This window comes from Congregibacter variabilis (assembly GCF_045689235.1).
Taxonomy (GTDB): Bacteria; Pseudomonadota; Gammaproteobacteria; order Pseudomonadales; family Halieaceae; genus Congregibacter; species Congregibacter variabilis.
Window position 1 is genome coordinate 3,471,097 of sequence record NZ_CP136864.1, and the last position, 18,077, is coordinate 3,489,173.

At 55.9% G+C, this 18,077-nt stretch carries 21 protein-coding genes; 13 read left to right on the forward strand and 8 right to left on the reverse strand.

Annotated features, from left to right (window positions below; all coding sequences use genetic code 11):
- Position 1 precedes the first annotated feature (1 nt).
- Positions 2 to 1,402 (forward strand): replicative DNA helicase, encoded by a 1,401-nt coding sequence (gene dnaB / locus R0135_RS15450; protein ID WP_407347809.1) that lies wholly within the window; start codon positions 2 to 4, stop codon positions 1,400 to 1,402.
- A gap of 31 nt (positions 1,403 to 1,433) precedes the next feature.
- Here dnaB and R0135_RS15455 read toward each other — a convergent pair whose 3' ends face one another.
- From R0135_RS15455 to R0135_RS15465, 3 genes are read right to left on the reverse strand one after another with little or no spacing between them, the layout of a single operon-like run.
- Positions 1,434 to 2,441: a polysaccharide deacetylase family protein gene (locus R0135_RS15455; RefSeq protein WP_407347810.1), complete on the reverse strand. Its 1,008-nt coding sequence runs from the start codon at positions 2,439 to 2,441 to the stop codon at positions 1,434 to 1,436.
- A gap of 10 nt (positions 2,442 to 2,451) precedes the next feature.
- A complete protein-coding gene (locus R0135_RS15460) occupies positions 2,452 to 3,120 on the reverse strand; it encodes a replication protein P (RefSeq protein ID WP_407347811.1) in 669 nt (222 codons plus the stop codon).
- A complete protein-coding gene (locus R0135_RS15465; RefSeq protein ID WP_407347812.1) occupies positions 3,032 to 3,799 on the reverse strand; it encodes a DnaT-like ssDNA-binding domain-containing protein in 768 nt (255 codons plus the stop codon). The genes R0135_RS15460 and R0135_RS15465 overlap by 89 nt, the downstream gene beginning before the upstream one ends.
- Positions 3,800 to 3,892: 93 nt before the next feature.
- Here R0135_RS15465 and radA point away from each other — a divergent pair, with 93 nt between their 5' ends.
- Positions 3,893 to 5,266 carry a DNA repair protein RadA gene (radA, locus tag R0135_RS15470; RefSeq protein ID WP_407347813.1) on the forward strand — a complete coding sequence of 458 codons (1,374 nt, stop codon included), beginning with the start codon at positions 3,893 to 3,895 and terminating at the stop codon, positions 5,264 to 5,266.
- A gap of 4 nt (positions 5,267 to 5,270) precedes the next feature.
- Here the strand turns inward: radA and R0135_RS15475 are convergent, their stop codons facing one another.
- From R0135_RS15475 to ettA, 3 genes are all read right to left on the reverse strand, one after another.
- Positions 5,271 to 6,134: a peptidyl-prolyl cis-trans isomerase gene (locus tag R0135_RS15475; RefSeq protein WP_407347814.1), complete on the reverse strand. Its 864-nt coding sequence runs from the start codon at positions 6,132 to 6,134 to the stop codon at positions 5,271 to 5,273.
- Positions 6,134 to 6,502 (reverse strand): PilZ domain-containing protein, encoded by a 369-nt coding sequence (locus R0135_RS15480; protein WP_407347815.1) that lies wholly within the window; start codon positions 6,500 to 6,502, stop codon positions 6,134 to 6,136. The genes R0135_RS15475 and R0135_RS15480 overlap by 1 nt, the downstream gene beginning before the upstream one ends.
- A 71-nt stretch (positions 6,503 to 6,573) precedes the next feature.
- A complete protein-coding gene (ettA, locus tag R0135_RS15485; RefSeq protein ID WP_407347816.1) occupies positions 6,574 to 8,238 on the reverse strand; it encodes an energy-dependent translational throttle protein EttA in 1,665 nt (554 codons plus the stop codon).
- A gap of 126 nt (positions 8,239 to 8,364) precedes the next feature.
- Between ettA and glyA the strand changes: the two genes are divergently transcribed.
- The 11 genes from glyA (at position 8,365) to ribA (ending at position 16,884) form a co-directional block, all read left to right on the forward strand.
- A complete protein-coding gene (glyA, locus tag R0135_RS15490) occupies positions 8,365 to 9,660 on the forward strand; it encodes a serine hydroxymethyltransferase (protein WP_407347817.1) in 1,296 nt (431 codons plus the stop codon).
- Positions 9,661 to 9,698: 38 nt separating this feature from the next.
- Entirely contained in the window at positions 9,699 to 10,190 is a 492-nt protein-coding gene (gene nrdR / locus R0135_RS15495; protein WP_407347818.1) for a transcriptional regulator NrdR, read from the forward strand.
- A gap of 42 nt (positions 10,191 to 10,232) precedes the next feature.
- The gene (gene ribD, locus R0135_RS15500) at positions 10,233 to 11,315 is read left to right on the forward strand and encodes a bifunctional diaminohydroxyphosphoribosylaminopyrimidine deaminase/5-amino-6-(5-phosphoribosylamino)uracil reductase RibD (protein WP_407347819.1); all 1,083 of its coding nucleotides are present in this window, start codon (positions 10,233 to 10,235) and stop codon (positions 11,313 to 11,315) included.
- A gap of 12 nt (positions 11,316 to 11,327) precedes the next feature.
- The gene (locus tag R0135_RS15505) at positions 11,328 to 11,993 is read left to right on the forward strand and encodes a riboflavin synthase (RefSeq protein ID WP_407347820.1); all 666 of its coding nucleotides are present in this window, start codon (positions 11,328 to 11,330) and stop codon (positions 11,991 to 11,993) included.
- The gene (ribB, locus tag R0135_RS15510) at positions 11,990 to 13,114 is read left to right on the forward strand and encodes a 3,4-dihydroxy-2-butanone-4-phosphate synthase (RefSeq protein WP_407347821.1); all 1,125 of its coding nucleotides are present in this window, start codon (positions 11,990 to 11,992) and stop codon (positions 13,112 to 13,114) included. Before R0135_RS15505 ends, ribB begins: the two co-directional genes overlap by 4 nt.
- Positions 13,115 to 13,210: 96 nt before the next feature.
- Positions 13,211 to 13,684: a 6,7-dimethyl-8-ribityllumazine synthase gene (gene ribE, locus R0135_RS15515; RefSeq protein ID WP_407347822.1), complete on the forward strand. Its 474-nt coding sequence runs from the start codon at positions 13,211 to 13,213 to the stop codon at positions 13,682 to 13,684.
- A 1-nt stretch (position 13,685) separates the two neighbouring features.
- A complete protein-coding gene (gene nusB, locus R0135_RS15520) occupies positions 13,686 to 14,138 on the forward strand; it encodes a transcription antitermination factor NusB (RefSeq protein ID WP_407347823.1) in 453 nt (150 codons plus the stop codon).
- A complete protein-coding gene (gene thiL / locus R0135_RS15525) occupies positions 14,125 to 15,057 on the forward strand; it encodes a thiamine-phosphate kinase (RefSeq protein WP_407347824.1) in 933 nt (310 codons plus the stop codon). The genes nusB and thiL overlap by 14 nt, the downstream gene beginning before the upstream one ends.
- Positions 15,058 to 15,099: 42 nt before the next feature.
- Positions 15,100 to 15,582 carry a phosphatidylglycerophosphatase A gene (locus R0135_RS15530; protein ID WP_407347825.1) on the forward strand — a complete coding sequence of 161 codons (483 nt, stop codon included), beginning with the start codon at positions 15,100 to 15,102 and terminating at the stop codon, positions 15,580 to 15,582.
- Entirely contained in the window at positions 15,579 to 16,205 is a 627-nt protein-coding gene (locus R0135_RS15535; RefSeq protein ID WP_407347826.1) for a TIGR02281 family clan AA aspartic protease, read from the forward strand. Before R0135_RS15530 ends, R0135_RS15535 begins: the two co-directional genes overlap by 4 nt.
- 85 nt (positions 16,206 to 16,290) lie before the next feature.
- A complete protein-coding gene (gene ribA / locus R0135_RS15540) occupies positions 16,291 to 16,884 on the forward strand; it encodes a GTP cyclohydrolase II (RefSeq protein WP_407347827.1) in 594 nt (197 codons plus the stop codon).
- Between the two features lie 23 nt (positions 16,885 to 16,907).
- Here the strand turns inward: ribA and R0135_RS15545 are convergent, their stop codons facing one another.
- Both R0135_RS15545 and xseB read right to left on the reverse strand, forming a co-directional pair.
- On the reverse strand, positions 16,908 to 17,738 hold the full coding sequence (locus tag R0135_RS15545) for a polyprenyl synthetase family protein (RefSeq protein WP_407347828.1): 831 nt from the start codon (positions 17,736 to 17,738) through the stop codon (positions 16,908 to 16,910).
- 48 nt (positions 17,739 to 17,786) lie between these two features.
- The gene (xseB, locus tag R0135_RS15550; RefSeq protein ID WP_407347829.1) at positions 17,787 to 18,077 is read right to left on the reverse strand and encodes an exodeoxyribonuclease VII small subunit; all 291 of its coding nucleotides are present in this window, start codon (positions 18,075 to 18,077) and stop codon (positions 17,787 to 17,789) included.

Here is an 18,077-nt window from a genome sequence, read left to right on the forward strand (position 1 = left end):
GATGGCAGACGCTAGTCCACAACGCTCCCAGTCCAACCGTCCCTTCGACGGTGATGTCGCACGGATTAAACTCCAGCCCCAGTCAGTAGAGGCAGAGCAATCTGTTTTAGGCGGACTGATGATTTCCCAGGATGCCTGGGACAGCGTGGCCGAGATGGTGAGTCCCGAGGACTTTTACCGGCCCGATCACCGACTGATTTTTCGCCAGATCCGCCACCTTGCTGAGGCCGGTGAGCCTGTTGACGTTGTTACTCTCGCTGATCAATTGCAGCTCAGCGGTGAGCTCGATGCCGCCGGTGGTCACGCCTACCTGTCAGAACTTGCAGAGAACACTCCCAGTGCTTCTAACATCCGGGCCTATGCCCAGGTCGTTCGAGAGCGTTCAGCGCTCAGGCGCCTGATTGAGGCCGCCCAGGAGATAGCTGACAGTGGTTTTACGCCCCAGGGGCGCAGTTCTGCAGAGCTCATTGATGAGGCCGAACGCCTCATCATGCAGATTGGTGAGCAGGGTCCGAAAGCTGGCGGACCACAGGACGTCGGCACACTTCTTACCGAAACCGTCCAGCGCATCGAAGAGCTGTGCAACAGCGGTGGAGATATCACGGGCCTGACCACCGGCTACGTTGATCTCGATAAAATGACCTCGGGACTGCAAAAGTCAGATTTGGTGATCGTAGCTGGTCGACCCTCCATGGGTAAGACGGCGTTTGCTATGAACCTTGTGGAAAACGCAGTTTTGCATCAGCCCGGGCCAGTGCTTGTGTTTTCCATGGAAATGCCGGCAGAGGCGCTGATGATGCGTCTGCTGTCTTCTATCGGGCATATTGATCAAACGTTAGTGCGTACCGGGCGCCTGGATCAGGCGGGTTGGGAGAGCCTTTCCAATGCCGTGGGCAAACTTAAGAACACCGGCTTGTTGATTGATGACACACCTGCGCTGACGCCCACCGAAGTGCGCAGCCGCGCCCGTCGGGTAAAACGTGAACACGGCAATATCGCCATGATCATGATCGATTACATGCAGTTGATGCAGGTCGCGGGTGCCTCTGAAGGTCGTACGGCGGAGATTTCCGAAATCTCTCGAAGTCTGAAGGCGATCGCCAAGGAATTCCGCTGTCCGGTGGTGGCCTTGTCGCAGCTCAACCGCGCGTTGGAGCAACGTCCCAATAAGCGTCCGGTGAACTCAGACCTCAGAGAATCGGGCGCCATCGAGCAGGACGCTGACGTGATTATGTTTATCTACCGAGACGAGGTGTACAACCCGGATTCCGCGGATAAAGGCGTTGCCGAAATCATTATCGGCAAGCAACGTAACGGGCCGATTGGTACCTGCCGACTCGCCTTCTTTGGCGAGTACACGCGCTTCGAAAACCTCGCTCATTCCTCGGCGGACCGCTACTAGGCGATACGCCGGCTACCTAACAAGGTCTTGGCTATTGGTCCATTCCGGCTTGCGCGCGAACATAACGTGCGGCTTCTTCGTGGGTGGCGAACCAAACTTGGCCTTTGGCTTTCATATGCTCGATAAGTCCCTCAAGAGCCACGATCCGTGACCGATGGCCACTCACATGGGGGTGCAGGGTGAGCAGGAACATGGTGCCTTCCTCCCAGGCCTTATCAAACTCATCGATCCACACCTGCATGATGTCCCGAGGATTCATGTAGCGATTGCCGCGGGGGTTAAACATTGGCGCGTCGTCGAGAATCCACTCAACCGGCAGCTCTACAAGGCCGGTGGCCTCGCCATCCTGCACAAGCTCATAGGGTCGGTCGTCATGCATGAGTGAGCTTTCGTATAAAAAGCCCATCTTGCGCACGATGCGCAAGGTATTGGGGCTGTGGTTCCAGGAGGGGGCTCGATAACCGACGGGCCGCTTTCCGCTAATGGCTTCGATTTCATCGCGGGCTTGTATCAGTAGCCGCTCTTCCGTGGCGGCATCCAGGCTGGTGTTCAGCTCATGGATCCAACCATGCACGGCGATCTCATGCAGGCCTGACTCATTAATCAATGGCGCTTGCTGGGGAGCAATTTTCAGGCTCCAGGCGGGGAAGAAGAACGTTGATGGAACCTGCTCGTCATTCATCAGCTTCACGATCCGCGGTAGTGCAACCCGGTGGCCGTATTGACCCTGGGATAGGGGGCCAATACTGACGTCGCCAGTGCGAAGTCCCATGACCGTCTCGTTGTCAACATCATAGGACAGCAGAACCGCGACCCGCGCGTTTCCAGGCCAACTCTCGGGATTCAGGTCTCTGCCCGCGCGCACCTGGTTTACGGCATTAAAAACGGTTTCTTCGGACCAGTTCCACGGGGTCTTGGGATCCTCTGCCTTAGCGTTTGATTCAGCAAAGCTCGCGGGTACGGCCATGGTTGCGAGGCAGGTTAGGCCTATGGCGGGTAATAAATGCTTGAGCTTGAGTATTGTGCAATCTGGAAGCATAAAAAGATCCTTAAAGATCATTGTCGGCCTTCAATCGTTGAATCTGCTCCAGAGCCGCATCACCCTCCAGAGCTTTCGATATCAGGCGATTTTTGGGAGGTTCAGGTATCGGTGGAATCTCGTCGCCCATGAGCAGCGTCGCGCAGCGCGACTGATAGTGACGGTTAAACAAGGGCCAGCTCTGTGGCTCCGGTGCGGTGGCGAGTTGCTGCCAGCCACAGTCTCGCCCCGCCCAGTAAACGGCGGGATGTGACCAATGCTTGAGTTCGGGGGGAGATCCGGCATTGCAGGCTTCAAGGTAGGCAGCGCGGGCGGCCGGTAGTCCCAGAGCCGGGAGGCTCTCTTCACAGCATTTGTGCATACGGTTAAGCGTTGGTAGGTACTCGCTGTTTTCTATGGCGAGTTTTGCGCCTTGGAGAATCTGTGCTGGTGGAACGTCTTTGAGCGAGTCCAGCCACAGCTTCTTAATTTGACGAAGCTGTTCGGCGTCGCTGAATGCTGCGTAATACTGGTTGTGGTAGTTAAGTCGAAAAAGCGCAAAGACCTGATTGATTGCCTCAACCAGCGCCGGGTCCGGTTTGCCTCGCGAGTCACTCTGCCCAGGAGGTATCGGTGAGGTCGCTCTCGAGGCTGCTATCTCGCGTTCGACGCGTTGTGCCAGTTCCCCGCTGTCCTGCATGGTCGACTCCCGTTGCTTCTTGTTGCTGTCTGGCCCATTGGAATTGTACATGCTGTTTGAATCGATTCTGCCAGGCATGCCCAGCACTGCCTCGCTCCCTCCAGTATAGGGTGAAGTCCTCTATCTGCTGCAGGGCAAATCCTCGGGGAACACCATGAAAGCGCTCCAACAGCTCCAGCATGTCTTCGCTGGGCTGAAAATCTGGCGGTAGAGGTTGTCCCTCACGTTTTCCGGGTCTCGGTGCAGGAGGCTTTGGGACCGCCGCCGGAACCTTCGCTGTGCTTGCTTGATCTGGAATGGCTTTGGCGATCGCAGCGACACTTGGGGATACCATCGTCGGAGCCTGTACGGTGGTCGTAGTCTCTTCGATCGGGGTTTCGTTGATGGCCAGCAGAAGACTGTCTTGCGCCGCGATTTTGCGATCAATGACGATCAACCCCAATGACTCCAGTGAATCACACACAGTCTGGAGTTCTGCAGCGCTCCAAAATGGCAGTAGCTGCAGCAGGTAGGCGCGACTGATGTGCAACCAGGCAAGACCCTCTCTGCGCGTGCTGGGTTGATGCAGGTACAGCCCTTTGATCTGTTGCAGCAAAACCGCCTCGGCTAAGCCCACGGCCGTCGCCAGCTCGGCGGAGAACAGCAATTGCGAGTCGGGAATGAGGGGTTTTGGGGCCATGCACGGTTCTGATTAACGACAGCGGCCGCACAGCATACCCAGCTTGCGACATTAGTTGTAGCATCGCGGCTGAGATTTAAGGTGGAAATGTAAATGGCAAAGGCAAAAACGGCCTTCGTGTGCAGCGATTGTGGTTCGGACTATCACAAGTGGCAGGGGCAGTGCAGTGACTGCGGGGCCTGGAATACGCTTAGTGAGATTCGCTTAAGTGGCGCCAAAGGCTCTGGACGATCTCCGGCGGGCCGCAGTCAGGGCTTTGCAGGGGAACTGGCCCCAGCTCGGGTGCTCAGCGAGATTGATGTCTCACAAGTGCAGCGTATCCCTACCGGTATGGCAGAATTTGATCGGGTGCTTGGAGGGGGTTTGGTGCCGGGGTCGGCCATTCTCCTGGGGGGCAACCCGGGCGCCGGAAAAAGCACGTTGCTATTGCAGGCCTGCTGCCAGTTAGCGAGTCAAATGTCGGCTTTGTATGTGACGGGTGAGGAGAGCCCTCAGCAGATAGCCATGCGGGCACAGCGATTGTCTCTGCCTCTGGATCAGCTAAAACTTATGGCAGAGACCAATATTGAGGCCATACTTGCTGCTTTAGATGCTCATCAGCCCAAATTGTTGGTGGTGGATTCCATTCAGGTGGTCTACAGCGAAGAGCTTAGCTCCGCGCCGGGCAGTGTTTCTCAGGTGCGAGATTGTGCAGCCACATTGACTCGCGCCGCCAAGCAGCGGGGCATCGTCCTGTTGCTGGTTGGTCATGTCACCAAAGATGGCAGTCTTGCAGGCCCCAAAGTGCTGGAACACATGATTGATTGCTCGGTGCTTCTTGAGAGCTCTGATGATCAGCGTTTTCGCACACTGCGCGGACAGAAGAATCGCTTTGGGGCGGTGAATGAGCTGGGTATTTTTGCCATGACCGAGCAGGGGCTTCGGGAAGTACGAAACCCCTCGGCAATCTTTCTTGAGCGTGGCGAAAAACAATCCTCCGGGAGTGTGGTGATGGTGGTCTGGGAGGGCACCCGGCCCCTCTTGGTCGAAATTCAGGCTCTGGTGGACGACAGCCCTTTGGGCAATCCGCGTCGTCTGGCGGTCGGTTTGGAGCAGAATCGACTTGCCATGTTGTTGGCAATTTTACACCGCCATGGAGGCTTGCAGGTCGGCGATCAGGATGTGTTTGCCAATGTGGTTGGTGGTGTACGCATACTCGAGACCAGTGTCGATCTGGCGTTGCTGCTGGCCATTGTCTCGAGCTTTCGAGATCGTCCTTTACCCCGGGATCTGGTGGTGTTTGGCGAGGTGGGCCTGGCAGGGGAGATTCGTCCCGTGCCTTCGGGGCAGGAGCGTCTAGCAGAGGCGGCCAAACACGGTTTTGTCCGTGCCATAGTGCCGCGGGGCAATGCGCCAAAGACCTCTCCACCAGGTATGCAGGTTCACGCTGTGGCTACCCTTGCTGAGGCGCTCGCGCTGGACTTGTAGGAATTTAACTGTCCGCCGGGACAGCTTGGATTTTAACGTCGTAACGCTGTAGCAAGCTTGCATAGAGCGCGTCTCTGGCCGCGTCGATCTGCTGTGCACGCCAATCCCGAAGCACGGAATCCTTGACGTCCTGAAGCGCCGGTTGCAGTGAGTTTGTCGCACTCTCTATGTAAACCAGATGATAGCCGTAGGCGGAGGGAATCGGCCCGGACCAGCGCCCCTCAGGGAGGTTCTCAATACCGTCAACAAAGGCAGGTCCAAAACGATTGCCTATTTCGCTTGCACGCTCGTTTTCGAAGCGCTGGGCTAAAGCCAGCGCGTCCCCCAGTTCATCACGAAGTTCAGGGTTTTGAATGTCCAATGTAAGCAGGGCTGTTTCGGCATCGGTTTTGGCATCTTCCCGGCGATCGCTGCTAAAAAAGCGCTGACGCAGTGTGTAGCGAGCGTCTTGTCGGTAAGCGTCGGCGTTCGCCGAGTACCAGATTTGAAGTTCGTTCTCCGCCGGCTCCACTGATGCAGCGATCTGATCCATAAATGATTCGTACTTTTGGCGCAACCGTCGACGTACTACCAGATCATTGGACGCCAGACCCATAGCGATGGCTTCCCGATTAGCGATTTCCTCGCGTACCCAGTCGTCAAGTAAGCCTTTGAGCTCCTCGCCGGTGGGTGGGCGCCTCCAGACACGGGTATAAGCGGCAACCAGCTGTTCTTGTTGTGCAACACTCACCGTAATCTGATCGCGGGAGGTTTGGGTGTCGTTTATGAACACAAAGCCCACAAAAAATGCCAGGCCTATGACGGCAAAGTGAAAAAGCGGGTCACGGAAGATACCGCTGCTTTGAGAAGGAGGGGAGCCCTCCGCCATCAGGTTTTATCCAGCTTGTCGATGTCCGCTTCCAGCGCTAGTGGGTCTGAAACGTGCTCAGACAGCAGGGCTCTCAGGGGATCGACATTTTTGCTATCGACGTGCTGTACCGCAAACCCGAGTCGGCCGGCTTCAACATGCTGGAGATAGGCATGCAGTTCAAGAATGCCATAGCGTCCGGCATCAATAATCAGCGTGAAGGGTTCGTTGTACTGAGCGTCCCACACATCCGGTTGATCGGTGGAGATGCCAGCGACAGAAATATCTATGAGTCTCTGATGCCAAACGCTCCCGCCTTGTTGAACCTCTACCGGGAGATCGATCTTGGCGCGGGAAAACTGACGGCGTTCACCGGGAAAATCACTCATCCTGCTCTACCTGAAATTGAATTCACAGCGCATTGAAGCACAGCCGCCTTCTCTAGCAAATGCTCTGGCAGCTATTTTAATTTGCGGTACCGCAGTCGATGCGGCTGATCTGCCGCAGCACCCATCCGCTTGCGACGATCGTCTTCGTAATCGCTGTAATTGCCCTCATGGAACACGATGCTTCCATCGTCTTCGTAAGCAAGAATATGTGTTGCGACCCGATCCAGGAACCAGCGGTCGTGCGAGATGATCATGGCTGAGCCCGGAAACGCCAGAATGGCTTCTTCCAGCGCGCGGAGGGTTTCCACGTCCAGGTCGTTGGTGGGTTCGTCCAACAGAAGCACGTTGGCTCCCTGTTTTAGCAGCTTGGCCAAATGCAGTCGATTTCGCTCACCCCCGGACAGATCCTTGACGTATTTTTGCTGGTCCGAGCCTTTGAAGTTAAAGCGCCCCACGTAAGATCGAGAGTTAACCTCATATCCACCGATGTTCATGATGTCCAGGCCGTCTGATATTTCTTCCCACACGGTTTTCTCGCCCGCAAGGTCGTCTCGAGATTGGTCTACGTAGGCCAGCTTGACTGTTTCACCCAGCTCGATAGTGCCGGCATCGGGCTGTTCTTCGCCGGTAATGAGTCTAAACAACGTCGATTTACCCATGCCGTTCGCACCGATAATGCCAACGATGCTGCCTTTGGGAACCGATAGGCTCAGGTCATCAAAGAGCAGGCGGTCATCATAGGTTTTGCGAAGGTTCTTGACTTCAATCACTTTGTCGCCCAAACGTGGGCCGGGGGGGATGTAGATTTCGTTGGTCTCGTTGCGGCTTTGAAATTCCTGTGACTGGAGGTCTTCAAAGCGCGCGAGTCGAGCCTTGCTCTTGGCCTGACGGCCTTTGGGATTGCTGCGCACCCACTCAAGCTCAGCTTTTATGGCTTTTTGATGCGATGCTTCCTGGCGTTGTTCCTGATCAAGTCGCTGCTCTTTGGCATTGAGCCAATCAGAGTAGTTGCCCTCATAGGGAATGCCGCGGCCCCGGTCCAGTTCAAGAATCCAGCCCGCCGCATTGTCCAAGAAGTAGCGATCGTGGGTAATAGCTACCACGGTGCCCGGGAAGTCTTCCAAAAAGCGCTCGAGCCAGGCCACACTTTCGGCATCGAGGTGGTTTGTCGGCTCGTCCAGAAGCAGCATGTCGGGACCTGACAAGAGCAGGCGACACAATGCGACTCTGCGACGCTCTCCACCGGAGAGGGTCGTGACATTCGCATCCCAGGAAGGGAGCCGCAGGGCATCTGCCGCTACTTCCAGTCGGTGTTCGATGTTGTGGGCGTCCGTTGCCTGAATAATGTCCTCCAGGCGAGCCTGTTCCTTGGCCAGCGCATCGAAGTCCGCATCAGGCTCGGCATAATCGGCATAGACCTTTTCAAGGCCCGCAAGAGCATTTAAGGCCTCGCTGAGTCCCTCCTCAACATTGCCGCGCACGTCTTTTGCGGCATCCAGCTGCGGCTCCTGGGGGAGGTAACCGATCTTGAGGTCCGGCTGAGGACGCGCTTCGCCAAGAATGTCTGTGTCGAGTCCCGCCATGATCTTTAGCAAGGTGGACTTGCCGGAGCCGTTTAGGCCCAGCACACCGATCTTTGCGCCGGGAAAAAACGATAGCGAGATATTCTCGAGAATGGTTTTTTTGGGTGGGACAACTTTTCCCACTCGATTCATGCTGTAGACGTACTGTGCCATGTCTGAATAACTTTCCTGTGTTTCGACGCGCGGATTCTAGCAAAAGGACGCAGGTGATAGGCCAGACTCCGGCTTTCGGTTAAAATCTCGCCTTTCCCACTTTTTTTCGCATCAGGAGAGATCGCCATGTTCGACGATGCCATGTCTATTGAGGGCTTCGATGACGCCCTGTTTTCTGCCATCTGTGACGAGGAACGTCGTCAGGAAGAGCATATTGAGCTAATAGCCTCAGAAAACTACGCAAGCCCCCGCGTACTTCAGGCCCAGGGCTCGGTGCTTACCAACAAGTATGCCGAGGGATACCCGGGCAAGCGCTACTACGGTGGCTGTGAGTATGTCGATAAAGCTGAAGAGCTGGCGGTAGAGCGGGCCAAGGCCCTGTTTGGGGCTGATTATGCCAATGTGCAGCCGCATTCTGGCTCCCAAGCCAATTCGGCGGTGTTTCAGGCGCTTGTTACGCCCGGAGACACTATTTTGGGGATGAGCCTGGCCGATGGTGGACACCTCACCCACGGCGCCAAGCCTAACTTTTCGGGCAAGCACTACAACGCCATTCAATACGGCCTCGACAATGAGACCGGAGAAATTGACTACGATCAGATTGACGCGCTGGCGCGAGAGCATAAGCCGGCGATGATTATTGGCGGCTTTTCTGCTTACAGCCGGGTGGTTGATTGGGCTCGCTATCGCGCGATTGCCGATGAGGTCGGTGCGTACTTGTTGGTAGATATGGCGCATGTCGCAGGACTCGTGGCGGCGGGGGTGTATCCCAACCCCGTGCCCTTTGCAGATGTCGTGACTTCCACTACCCACAAGACGCTGCGAGGCCCCCGGGGAGGCATCATCCTGGCTAAAGCCAATGAAGCATTGGAAAAGAAGTTTCAGTCGGCTGTTTTTCCCGGCGGTCAGGGTGGCCCCTTGATGCACGTAATCGCTGCTAAGGCTGTGAGCTTTCTGGAAGCTCAGCAACCTGAATTTGTCGCATATCAGGAGCTGGTTGTCAGCAATGCTCGCGTGATGGCCGCAACCTTTATGGAGCGCGGCATCAACATCGTGTCCGGAGGAACTGATAATCACTTGATGCTCGTCGATCTCATCGGTAAATCCTACACCGGCAAAGACGCGGATGCCGCCCTGGGTGCTGCGAACATCACGGTGAACAAAAATGCGGTTCCCAATGACCCCCGTTCGCCGTTCATCACCTCAGGGTTACGTGTGGGTACTCCCGCGATTACTACCCGAGGGTTTGGTGAAGCTGAGACGCGGGACCTGACCCATTGGATGTGTGACGTTCTGGAGGCGCTGGAAGCTGGTGACGCTGATCCCGCTATTGCCGCGGTGAAGGCTAAGGTCCTGGCAGTTTGCGCGCGCTTTCCGGTCTACCCCGAACGTCCAGCTGCCGGATCGGCCGTTGCCGCCTGAGCCTTGAACAAATCACGCATTCATAAGCGGAGTCGCTAATGCATTGTCCTTTTTGCTCGGATGACGACACAAAAGTTATTGATTCGCGCCTGGTCACCGATGGTGCCCAGGTACGCCGCAGGCGAGAGTGTCTGTCATGCAAAGAGCGTTTTACTACCTATGAGGCTGCGGAGCTGGTAATGCCTCGGGTGATTAAGCAAAACGGAAGTCGTGAACCGTTTAACGAGGACAAACTCAGGGCAGGTTTTTTACGGGCCCTGGAAAAACGCCCAGTGTCGGTGGAGTTGATCGAGGCAGAAATCAGCCACATCAAGCAGAAGCTGCGAGCCACCGGTGAGCGTGAGGTGAATTCCCGGGTGTTGGGTGAATTGGTGATGGATAGCCTGAAAGAACTCGACAAGGTTGCCTACGTGCGGTTTGCATCGGTGTATCGAAGTTTTGAGGATATCGCCGAGTTTCAGGCTGCCATCGAACGACTACAGGCAGAGCCGGAAGCCGCGGTAAATCCTCTTGCTGACAGCGACGCCTGAGGCCTCGCTTGCCTTATGTCGCATGCTCTGGATCACCCGTTTATGGCTCGCGCGCTGCGTCTGGCGGATCGTGGTAAGTACTGGGCTCGCCCAAATCCTCACGTAGGCTGTGTATTGGTCCGGGACTCGGCGATCGTTGGGGAGGGTTTTACCCAGCCGGCCGGCGGCGACCATGCCGAGGTGATGGCCCTAAAGTCCGCAGGAGATGCCGCCCGGGGCAGCACGGCTTACGTCACTTTAGAACCTTGTGCACACGAGGGTCGCACGCCACCGTGCTCTCAAGCCCTTATCAAAGCGGGAGTTGCGCGCGTTGTGGTGGGCCTCAGAGATCCGAACCCTAAAGTTGATGGCGGAGGTTTAAGTGATCTTGTCGCTGCGGGCATTGATGTAACCGAAGGCCTCATGGCAGATCAGGTGGAGCTGCAGTTAGCGGGCTTTTTGCTGAGACAACGTCGTGGCCGGCCGAGGCTTCGCATTAAGTTGGCCATGTCTTTAGACGGCCGAACGGCTATGGCATCTGGGGAGAGTCAGTGGATCACCGGCGCCGATGCACGTCGCGATGTCCAGAGGCTCCGTGCGGAAAGCTGTGCAATCCTCACGGGGATTGGGACCGTGTTGTCCGATGATTGTGCTCTGACGGTTCGCGACGCGTTTTTCGACGATGAATTTTTGCCGCCGCCAGAGCGGCGTGCATTGAGGGTCGTTACCGATACGCATCTGCGGACACCTTCGAGCGCCGCAGTGCTTCAAGGCGCTCAGCCGAGTCTGTTACTCCACGCGCAGGGAGCTCCCTGCACGGCGTCTTTGGCGAACGTCGAGCGCCTTGCGTTTCCGCTTGTGGGTGACGGTCTGGACCCTGCTCAGATACTTGCTGCGCTTGCCGCAAGGGAGTGCAACGAGATTCTGTTAGAATCCGGGCCCACATTGGCAGGCGCCATGCTCCAAAGTGGACTGGCAGATCAACTTATTGTCTATATTGCGCCGGTTCTTCTTGGAAGCCGGGCACGCCCTCTATTTGAATTGCCTTTTGATCGAATGGCTGAGGCGCTCAGGCTCAGGTTGTTGGATCGGCGACAGATTGGTGCGGACCAGCGCTTTGTCTTCGAATCTCAAAAGGCAGGATAAACAGGAAACCGAATGTTCACGGGTATTATTCAGGCAGTAGGGACCGTCGCCGCGCAGCAGCCCAGCGGTGGTGATCTACGTTTGCGAATTCACACGGGGAAACTGCCGCTAGATGATGTGGCTATCGGCGACAGTATCGCAACTAACGGCGTCTGTCTGACGGTTACAGAGCTGCCCGGAGACGGTTTCTGGGCGGATGTGTCTCGAGAGACTTTAAACCTCACGACTATAGGTACCCTGTCTCAGGGCTCTTCTGTAAACCTAGAAAAGTCGCTGACTCCAGAGAGCCGCCTTGGGGGGCATATTGTCAGTGGTCATGTGGATGGTCTGGGTGAGATTGTCAGCATGCAGGAGGATGCACGCTCCTGGCGAATCGTGGTTCGCGCGCCCGACGAACTAGCCAAGTATATTGCTCACAAAGGCAGTATCTGTATTGATGGCACAAGCCTGACAGTCAATGCGGTCGATGGCGCAAATTTTGATCTCAATATCATTCCGCAAACCATGGCAGAAACAGTTTTTGCAAACTATAGCCCCGGAAGCCCGGTGAATCTTGAGGTCGATGTTATCGCTCGTTATCTTGAGCGGCTTTTGCAGGGCTCAGCCGCTGCAAAACCGAACGCGGGCATCGACTACCAGACATTGGCGGACAATGGTTACCTAGGTAAAGGCGCATGAGCGAACTGAACATCAACAGCGTGGGCGAGCTGCTGGACGATCTGCGTCATGGACGTATGGTGGTGATTCTGGATGAGCGCGACGAACGCAGTAACGAAGGCGTTGTCATGGTCGCTGCAGAGCACTGCTCTGCCGATCATGTGACATTTATGGCGCGCAAGGCCCGGGGTCTGGTGTGCCTGGCGCTGACTCAGGAACGTTGTGAGCAACTCGATCTGCCGCCCATGGTGGCCGGTAGAGAGAGCGATACTTCGCATTTCACTTTGTCTATCGAGGCTGCTCAAGGTATCGATACGGGTATTTCTGCTGCGGACAGAGCGTTGACCGTGCAGGTGGCCGTTGCACCCCAGGCGGTGCCTGCAGACATTGTGCAGCCGGGCCATATTTTTCCTCTGGCGGCGCAGCCCGGTGGCGTACTGACCCGTGCCGGGCATACAGAAACAGCGGTCGATTACACGCGCATAGCCGGTCTTACGCCGGCGGCGGTGATTGCGGATGTGCTGGACGAGCAAGGGGAGCTTGCCGACGGGCCAGCGCTTATCGCTTTTGCGAACAAGCATGGCTTGAAGGTAGGGACCGTCGCAGACCTGATTCACTATCGAATCGCTAACGAAAAAACCATCGAGCGGGTGCGTGAAGGCGATCTCGCAACGCGCTACGGTAACTTCCAGTTGGCCACTTACCGTGATCGAACGCATGGAGGCCTGCATATTGCACTGAGCCTGGGCGAGATTCGTGCGGACAATCCCACCCTGGTGCGAGTTCACGCCAGCTCAACGCTGAGGGATTTACTCGGCAGTGAGGTGCGCGGGCAGGTGGGATGGAGCGCACAGCGCAGTCTTGAGGCCATTGCTGAAGCGGGGTCTGGCGTATTAGTGCTCCTGAGTCGCAGCGAGACAGATGAGCAGCTCTTGCACAGTGTTGATCTCGCTCTTGGAGATATTGAGCCGAGAGATCCGAAAGCCGGTGACAGCTACAACACGGTGGGTGTGGGTTCCCAGATTTTGCGTGAACTGGGTGTTGGCAAGATTCGCCTGATGGGGGCGCCGATCAAGTACAATGCGATATCAGGTTTTGGGCTTGAGGTGATCGACTATCTTGAGCCGCCGGTCTCACATTAGTGAGGGCAAACCTGGCTGAAGTATTTTTTGAACCAGATATTTTTGACTAAGGCTGTGCATGTCCAGCTTTGGTAACAACTGTGAGACGAGTAGATCATGAGTAGTTTGAATACCATCGAAGGAACGATGACGCACACCACCGGGCGATATGCCCTGTTGGTCGGTCGCTGGAACAGCTTTGTTGTTGAGCATCTGCTTGAAGGCGCCATCGATACACTAAAGCGTCACGGCGTCGCAGAAGAGCAAATGACCGTTGTTCGAGTTCCCGGTGCCTTTGAAATCCCGCTGGCTTGCCAACGTCTTGCAAAGGTCGGTGACTACGACGCGATTATCGCGCTCGGTGCTGTGATTCGCGGTGGAACTCCACATTTTGAGCATGTCGCGGGTGAATGCACCAAAGGTGTTGCTCAGGTCAGCCTCAGTCAGGATATTCCTATTGCATTCGGGGTACTGACGGTCGATAGCATCGAGCAGGCGATTGAGCGTTCCGGCACGAAAGCCGGTAACAAAGGTGTAGAGGCTGCTTTGTCCGCGCTGGAAATGGTCAGTCTGCTCAGTCAAATTCGCTGAGGTGTCAAAACAAGCTCAACAGGAACTGATCGCTCGACGCCGTAAAGCTCGTCATTACGCGTTGCAGGCGCTCTATCAGTGGCATATGGCCGGTGCAACCTCGTCTGATATCGAAGCCGAATTTCGTACGGACTATGATTTTGAGGTAGTGGATCTTGAGTACTTTCAGGCGCTGATTCACGGAGTCCCGCCTCTTGCAGAGGAGCTGGACAGTCTCCTTGCGCCATTATTGGATCGTGAATTGCGCGAGCTTGATCCTATTGAGCGTTCGTTGCTGCGCATGGGGGGCTTCGAGCTTCGCGATCGCATCGATGTGCCTTATCGCGTGGTGATCAATGAATCCGTAGCTCTGGCCAAAAAGTTTGGCGCGGCAGAGAGTTATAAGTATATCAATGGCGTGCTGGATAAACTTGCGCGGCAGCTACGCGGTCCCGAGGTTAGTGCCGGACGCTAATCAGTCGCGCGGCGAATTCAGCCTGATTGCGCGATTTCTCAGTGGGCTTGATAAAGGCCCGGACGTCATTCTTGGTAATGGCGATGATGCCGCAATTTTGCGTCTGGCGCCGGATGAAGAGCTGGCGGTCTCCGTAGACAGCATGTTGGAAGGTGTCCACTTCCCCCCCGATTCCCCTCCTGCAGAGTTGGCCTATCGAGCCGTTGCTGCTGCAGCAAGCGATCTTGCCGCCATGGGCGCCAGACCTGTGGCAATGACATTGGCTCTGAGTATTCCTGATGCAGACGAGAGCTGGCTAGCGCTGCTTCGTAGCGGCCTTAGTGACGCGGTTAAAGATTTTTCTTTACCCTTGGTCGGCGGTGATTTGACGCGAGGTCCTCTTACCCTCAGCGTACAGGTCATGGGGGCTTTGCCCGGGGGTAAAGCGATTAAACGCAGTGCGGCAAAAACTGGCGATATTTTGTTTGTCAGCGGACCGTTAGGCGATTCCGCTGCGGGTCTTGCGATTATCCAGGGGCGTATTCAAGCCGCCGAGAGCTGCGCAGAGTTTTTACGTGCGCGGTTCTGGCGGCCAAGACCGGCTCTGGATTTGGGTGCGTCGCTAAGAAGGTTTGCTACGGCAGCCGTGGATGTATCTGATGGCCTGTTGGCAGATGTTGGGCACATAGCGCGGGCGAGTCAGGTTTGCGTAGTTGTGGAGTCTGGCCTTGTGCCCATTTCTCCACAGCTACGAGCGACAGTGTCCCCAGCTCAGGCGCTTGATTGGGCTCTCAGGGGGGGAGAGGACTATCAGCTGTGCTTTACCTTGCCTCAAGGTCTCGACGCTCCGGCTGGGTGTACACGAATTGGCTGCGTCGAAGACGGAGCGGGTGTACGCTGCGACGTAACAGGAGGCCGTGATGGATACCGTCATTTTTAGTCGAGTTATGACTTGGGGAAGCTTAAGGGCGCAGGGCCAACAATGAGTGTCAATCCACGTCCTAAGCTGAGCGACCCCATACAGTTGCTGGCATTTGGCTTTGGTTCGGGAGTGTCTCCAAAGGCGCCCGGAACTGTAGGAACCGTTGCGGCGTTACCGTTCTACTGGTTCATGGCGCCCCAGCCTTTGTGGATTTATAGTCTCATAGTGATTGTCGCCGCTGTGCTGGGTGTTTGGATATGCGATCGGGCAAGTAAGGCTCTGGGAGTGCATGATCATCCAGGTATCGTCTGGGATGAATTTGTGGGGCTGTGGATCACACTTTGGGCAGTGCCCTTTGAGCCTCAGTGGATTATCGCGGGGTTTGTGGTGTTTCGAGTGTTTGATATCGCCAAACCCTGGCCTATTAGTTGGCTTGATCGGCATGTGAGCGGGGGTTTTGGCATCATGATTGATGATGTTGTGGCGGGAGTTCTGGCCTGCGTTACCCTGCACCTGGCGCTCTCTTTTGGCGGCAGTCTATGAGATGGCCTCTTGTTCTTCTGGCCGTGTTTTTTACGTCTGGCTTGCGGGCGGAGATCGTGGTCGAAGCCCTGCTCCCCGGGCTTGCGGTGATGCAAATCGATGGTAGTCGTGTGACACTCCGTGAAGGTGAGAGTCGGGGCGACGTTCTGCTGATTTCGGCCGATGCGCAGTCCGCGCTGGTCGAGATTGGCGGTCGGCAACAGCAGTTAAGGGTTTCCCAGCGAATCAGCGGGCAGTTCAGCGAGCCGCAGGAGCGCAGTATTGCCATTCCTCGCAATGAACAGATGCAGTATCTGACGACCGCTGAAATTAACAACGTGCGACTGTCAATGATCGTCGATACCGGTGCAAACATCATCGCGCTGAACACCCGGGATGCCCTGGCCGTTGGCATCGCCAGAGATGAAGGCGTTGTGGCCAGTGTTCAGACGGCGGGCGCTATTGTGCCGGCGCGGAGCGTCGTGCTCGAAACGGTGGTCGTAGGTGGTATTCGCGTAGACGGGGTCACTGCGACAGTGATTGACGGCGAGCAGCCGTCCGTAGCACTACTGGGAATGAGTTATCTGCAGCATGTAGAAATGCAGGAGCAGGGCGGCATTCTCACGCTGCGTGCGCGCTGGTGATATTCTCGCAAGGCGTTTTCTTAGCGGTTCGTGTGGCCCCTTGGCTCTGCTAAACTAGCGCGCCCTTGCAGTAGTGGATCGCTTAGTGTCAGTACGATTTGTTGAAGCCTCGCGCTTGCCCACCGACTGGGCCGTGTTCACCATGCATGGCTTTGAAGATGTTCAGGCGAATAAGGAACACCTGGTTCTGACCCTGGGCGATGTGTCCGGGGACGAGCCGGTACTTACCCGGGTGCATTCCGAGTGTTTGACCGGCGATGCTCTCTTTAGCTTGCGCTGCGACTGCGGCAATCAGTTGCAGGCGGCGCTGCGTGCCATCGCCCATGAGGGCCGAGGTGCGCTTTTGTATCTGCGACAAGAGGGTAGGGGCATCGGGCTACTCAACAAAATCAAAGCCTATAAACTCCAGGATGAAGGTGCGGACACCGTCGAGGCCAATGAGCAATTGGGCTTTGGTGCAGATATGCGCGACTACAGTATTGTGCTGCCCATGTTCGAGCATCTAAAAATGCGTCGCGTGCGTCTTATGACCAATAACCCGCGCAAGGTGAGTGCTCTGAAAGAATTAGGTATTGATGTGGACGAGCGTGTTGCGCTGCAATGCGACAGCAATCCGCACAACGAGAAGTACCTGCAGACAAAAGGCGCCAAGCTGGGACATATGCTGGAGGAGCGCTAGCGACTGTTGCTTATGTTTCTGGCTCAGCGGTCGCGTTTCACCATTCGGGCAAGTAACTCGCGAAGCACATCGGCCTCGACACCCCAGTTTTTGATGAGCGCCACTGACTCTTCGTATAAATCCAGGGCCGCGGTTTCAGCGGCTTCCAGCCCCATCAAAGCGACGTAGGTCGACTTCCCTGCCGCCGCGTCTTTGCCCGCGGTTTTTCCCAGTGTTGTGCTGTCACTTCGAACATCAATCACGTCGTCAATTATTTGAAACGCGAGTCCGATTTTGTCACCAACGGCCTTGAGGGTGGCTTTCTGATCGGGACTGGCTTGGCCGACGATGCCGCCCATGACAAGTGCTGCAGTAATAAGTGCACCGGTTTTTAGCGCGTGTATATTTTTTAGCTGCTCTACAGTCAGCGTCTGTTGAGTCGCTTCAATATCCATACCCTGTCCGCCAACCATGCCCTCAAAGCCGGATGCTCTGGCCAGGCAAGCTACAAGGTCAACGCGCTGCTGAGCAGTGAGCTGTTCTTCGCTGGCGATGAGTTCAAAGGCTTTGGCTTGCAGTCCGTCACCCACCAGGATAGCGGTTGCCTCATCGAAAGCTACGTGCAGTGTGGGACGCCCCCGACGCATATCGTCGTCGTCCATAGCAGGAAGGTCATCGTGAATAAGCGAGTAGGTGTGGATGAGTTCTACGGCTTCGGCAGGGGCCGCGGCGAGTGACTCTCCCCGTGCATTCCCGATCGCCCGGGCCGCCGCTATAAGGAGCTGAGGGCGCAAGCGTTTGCCGGGTGATTTGGAGAGGTATGCAAGCGCAGCACTAATACCCATTCCAGGTCTGTCTTCTTGGCTGGAGTCCATCAGCTTCTACAGTCGTCTTTGCGCTGTAAACGACGCAACAACTTGGGATTAGTCACTAGTATCTTCACCTGTCAGGACCCTAACGCGTTGTTCCGCTGCTGTAAGGATTTTTTGTGCGGATGTCGTAAGTGCTACTCCACGCTCAAAATCCGACAGTGCCTCTTCCATTTGAACTTCTTCGGACTCGATATTCCTAACGAGCGTATCAATCTCATCGAGAATTGAGGCTAACGACCGATCAGTATCAGTGGATGACTTTTTTGCTTCTTTGGGGGCCAATTCCTTTGTCCTTATACGTCCTTTGGGTGAATGAAAAACAAACGTGTCCGTCGCAATCAT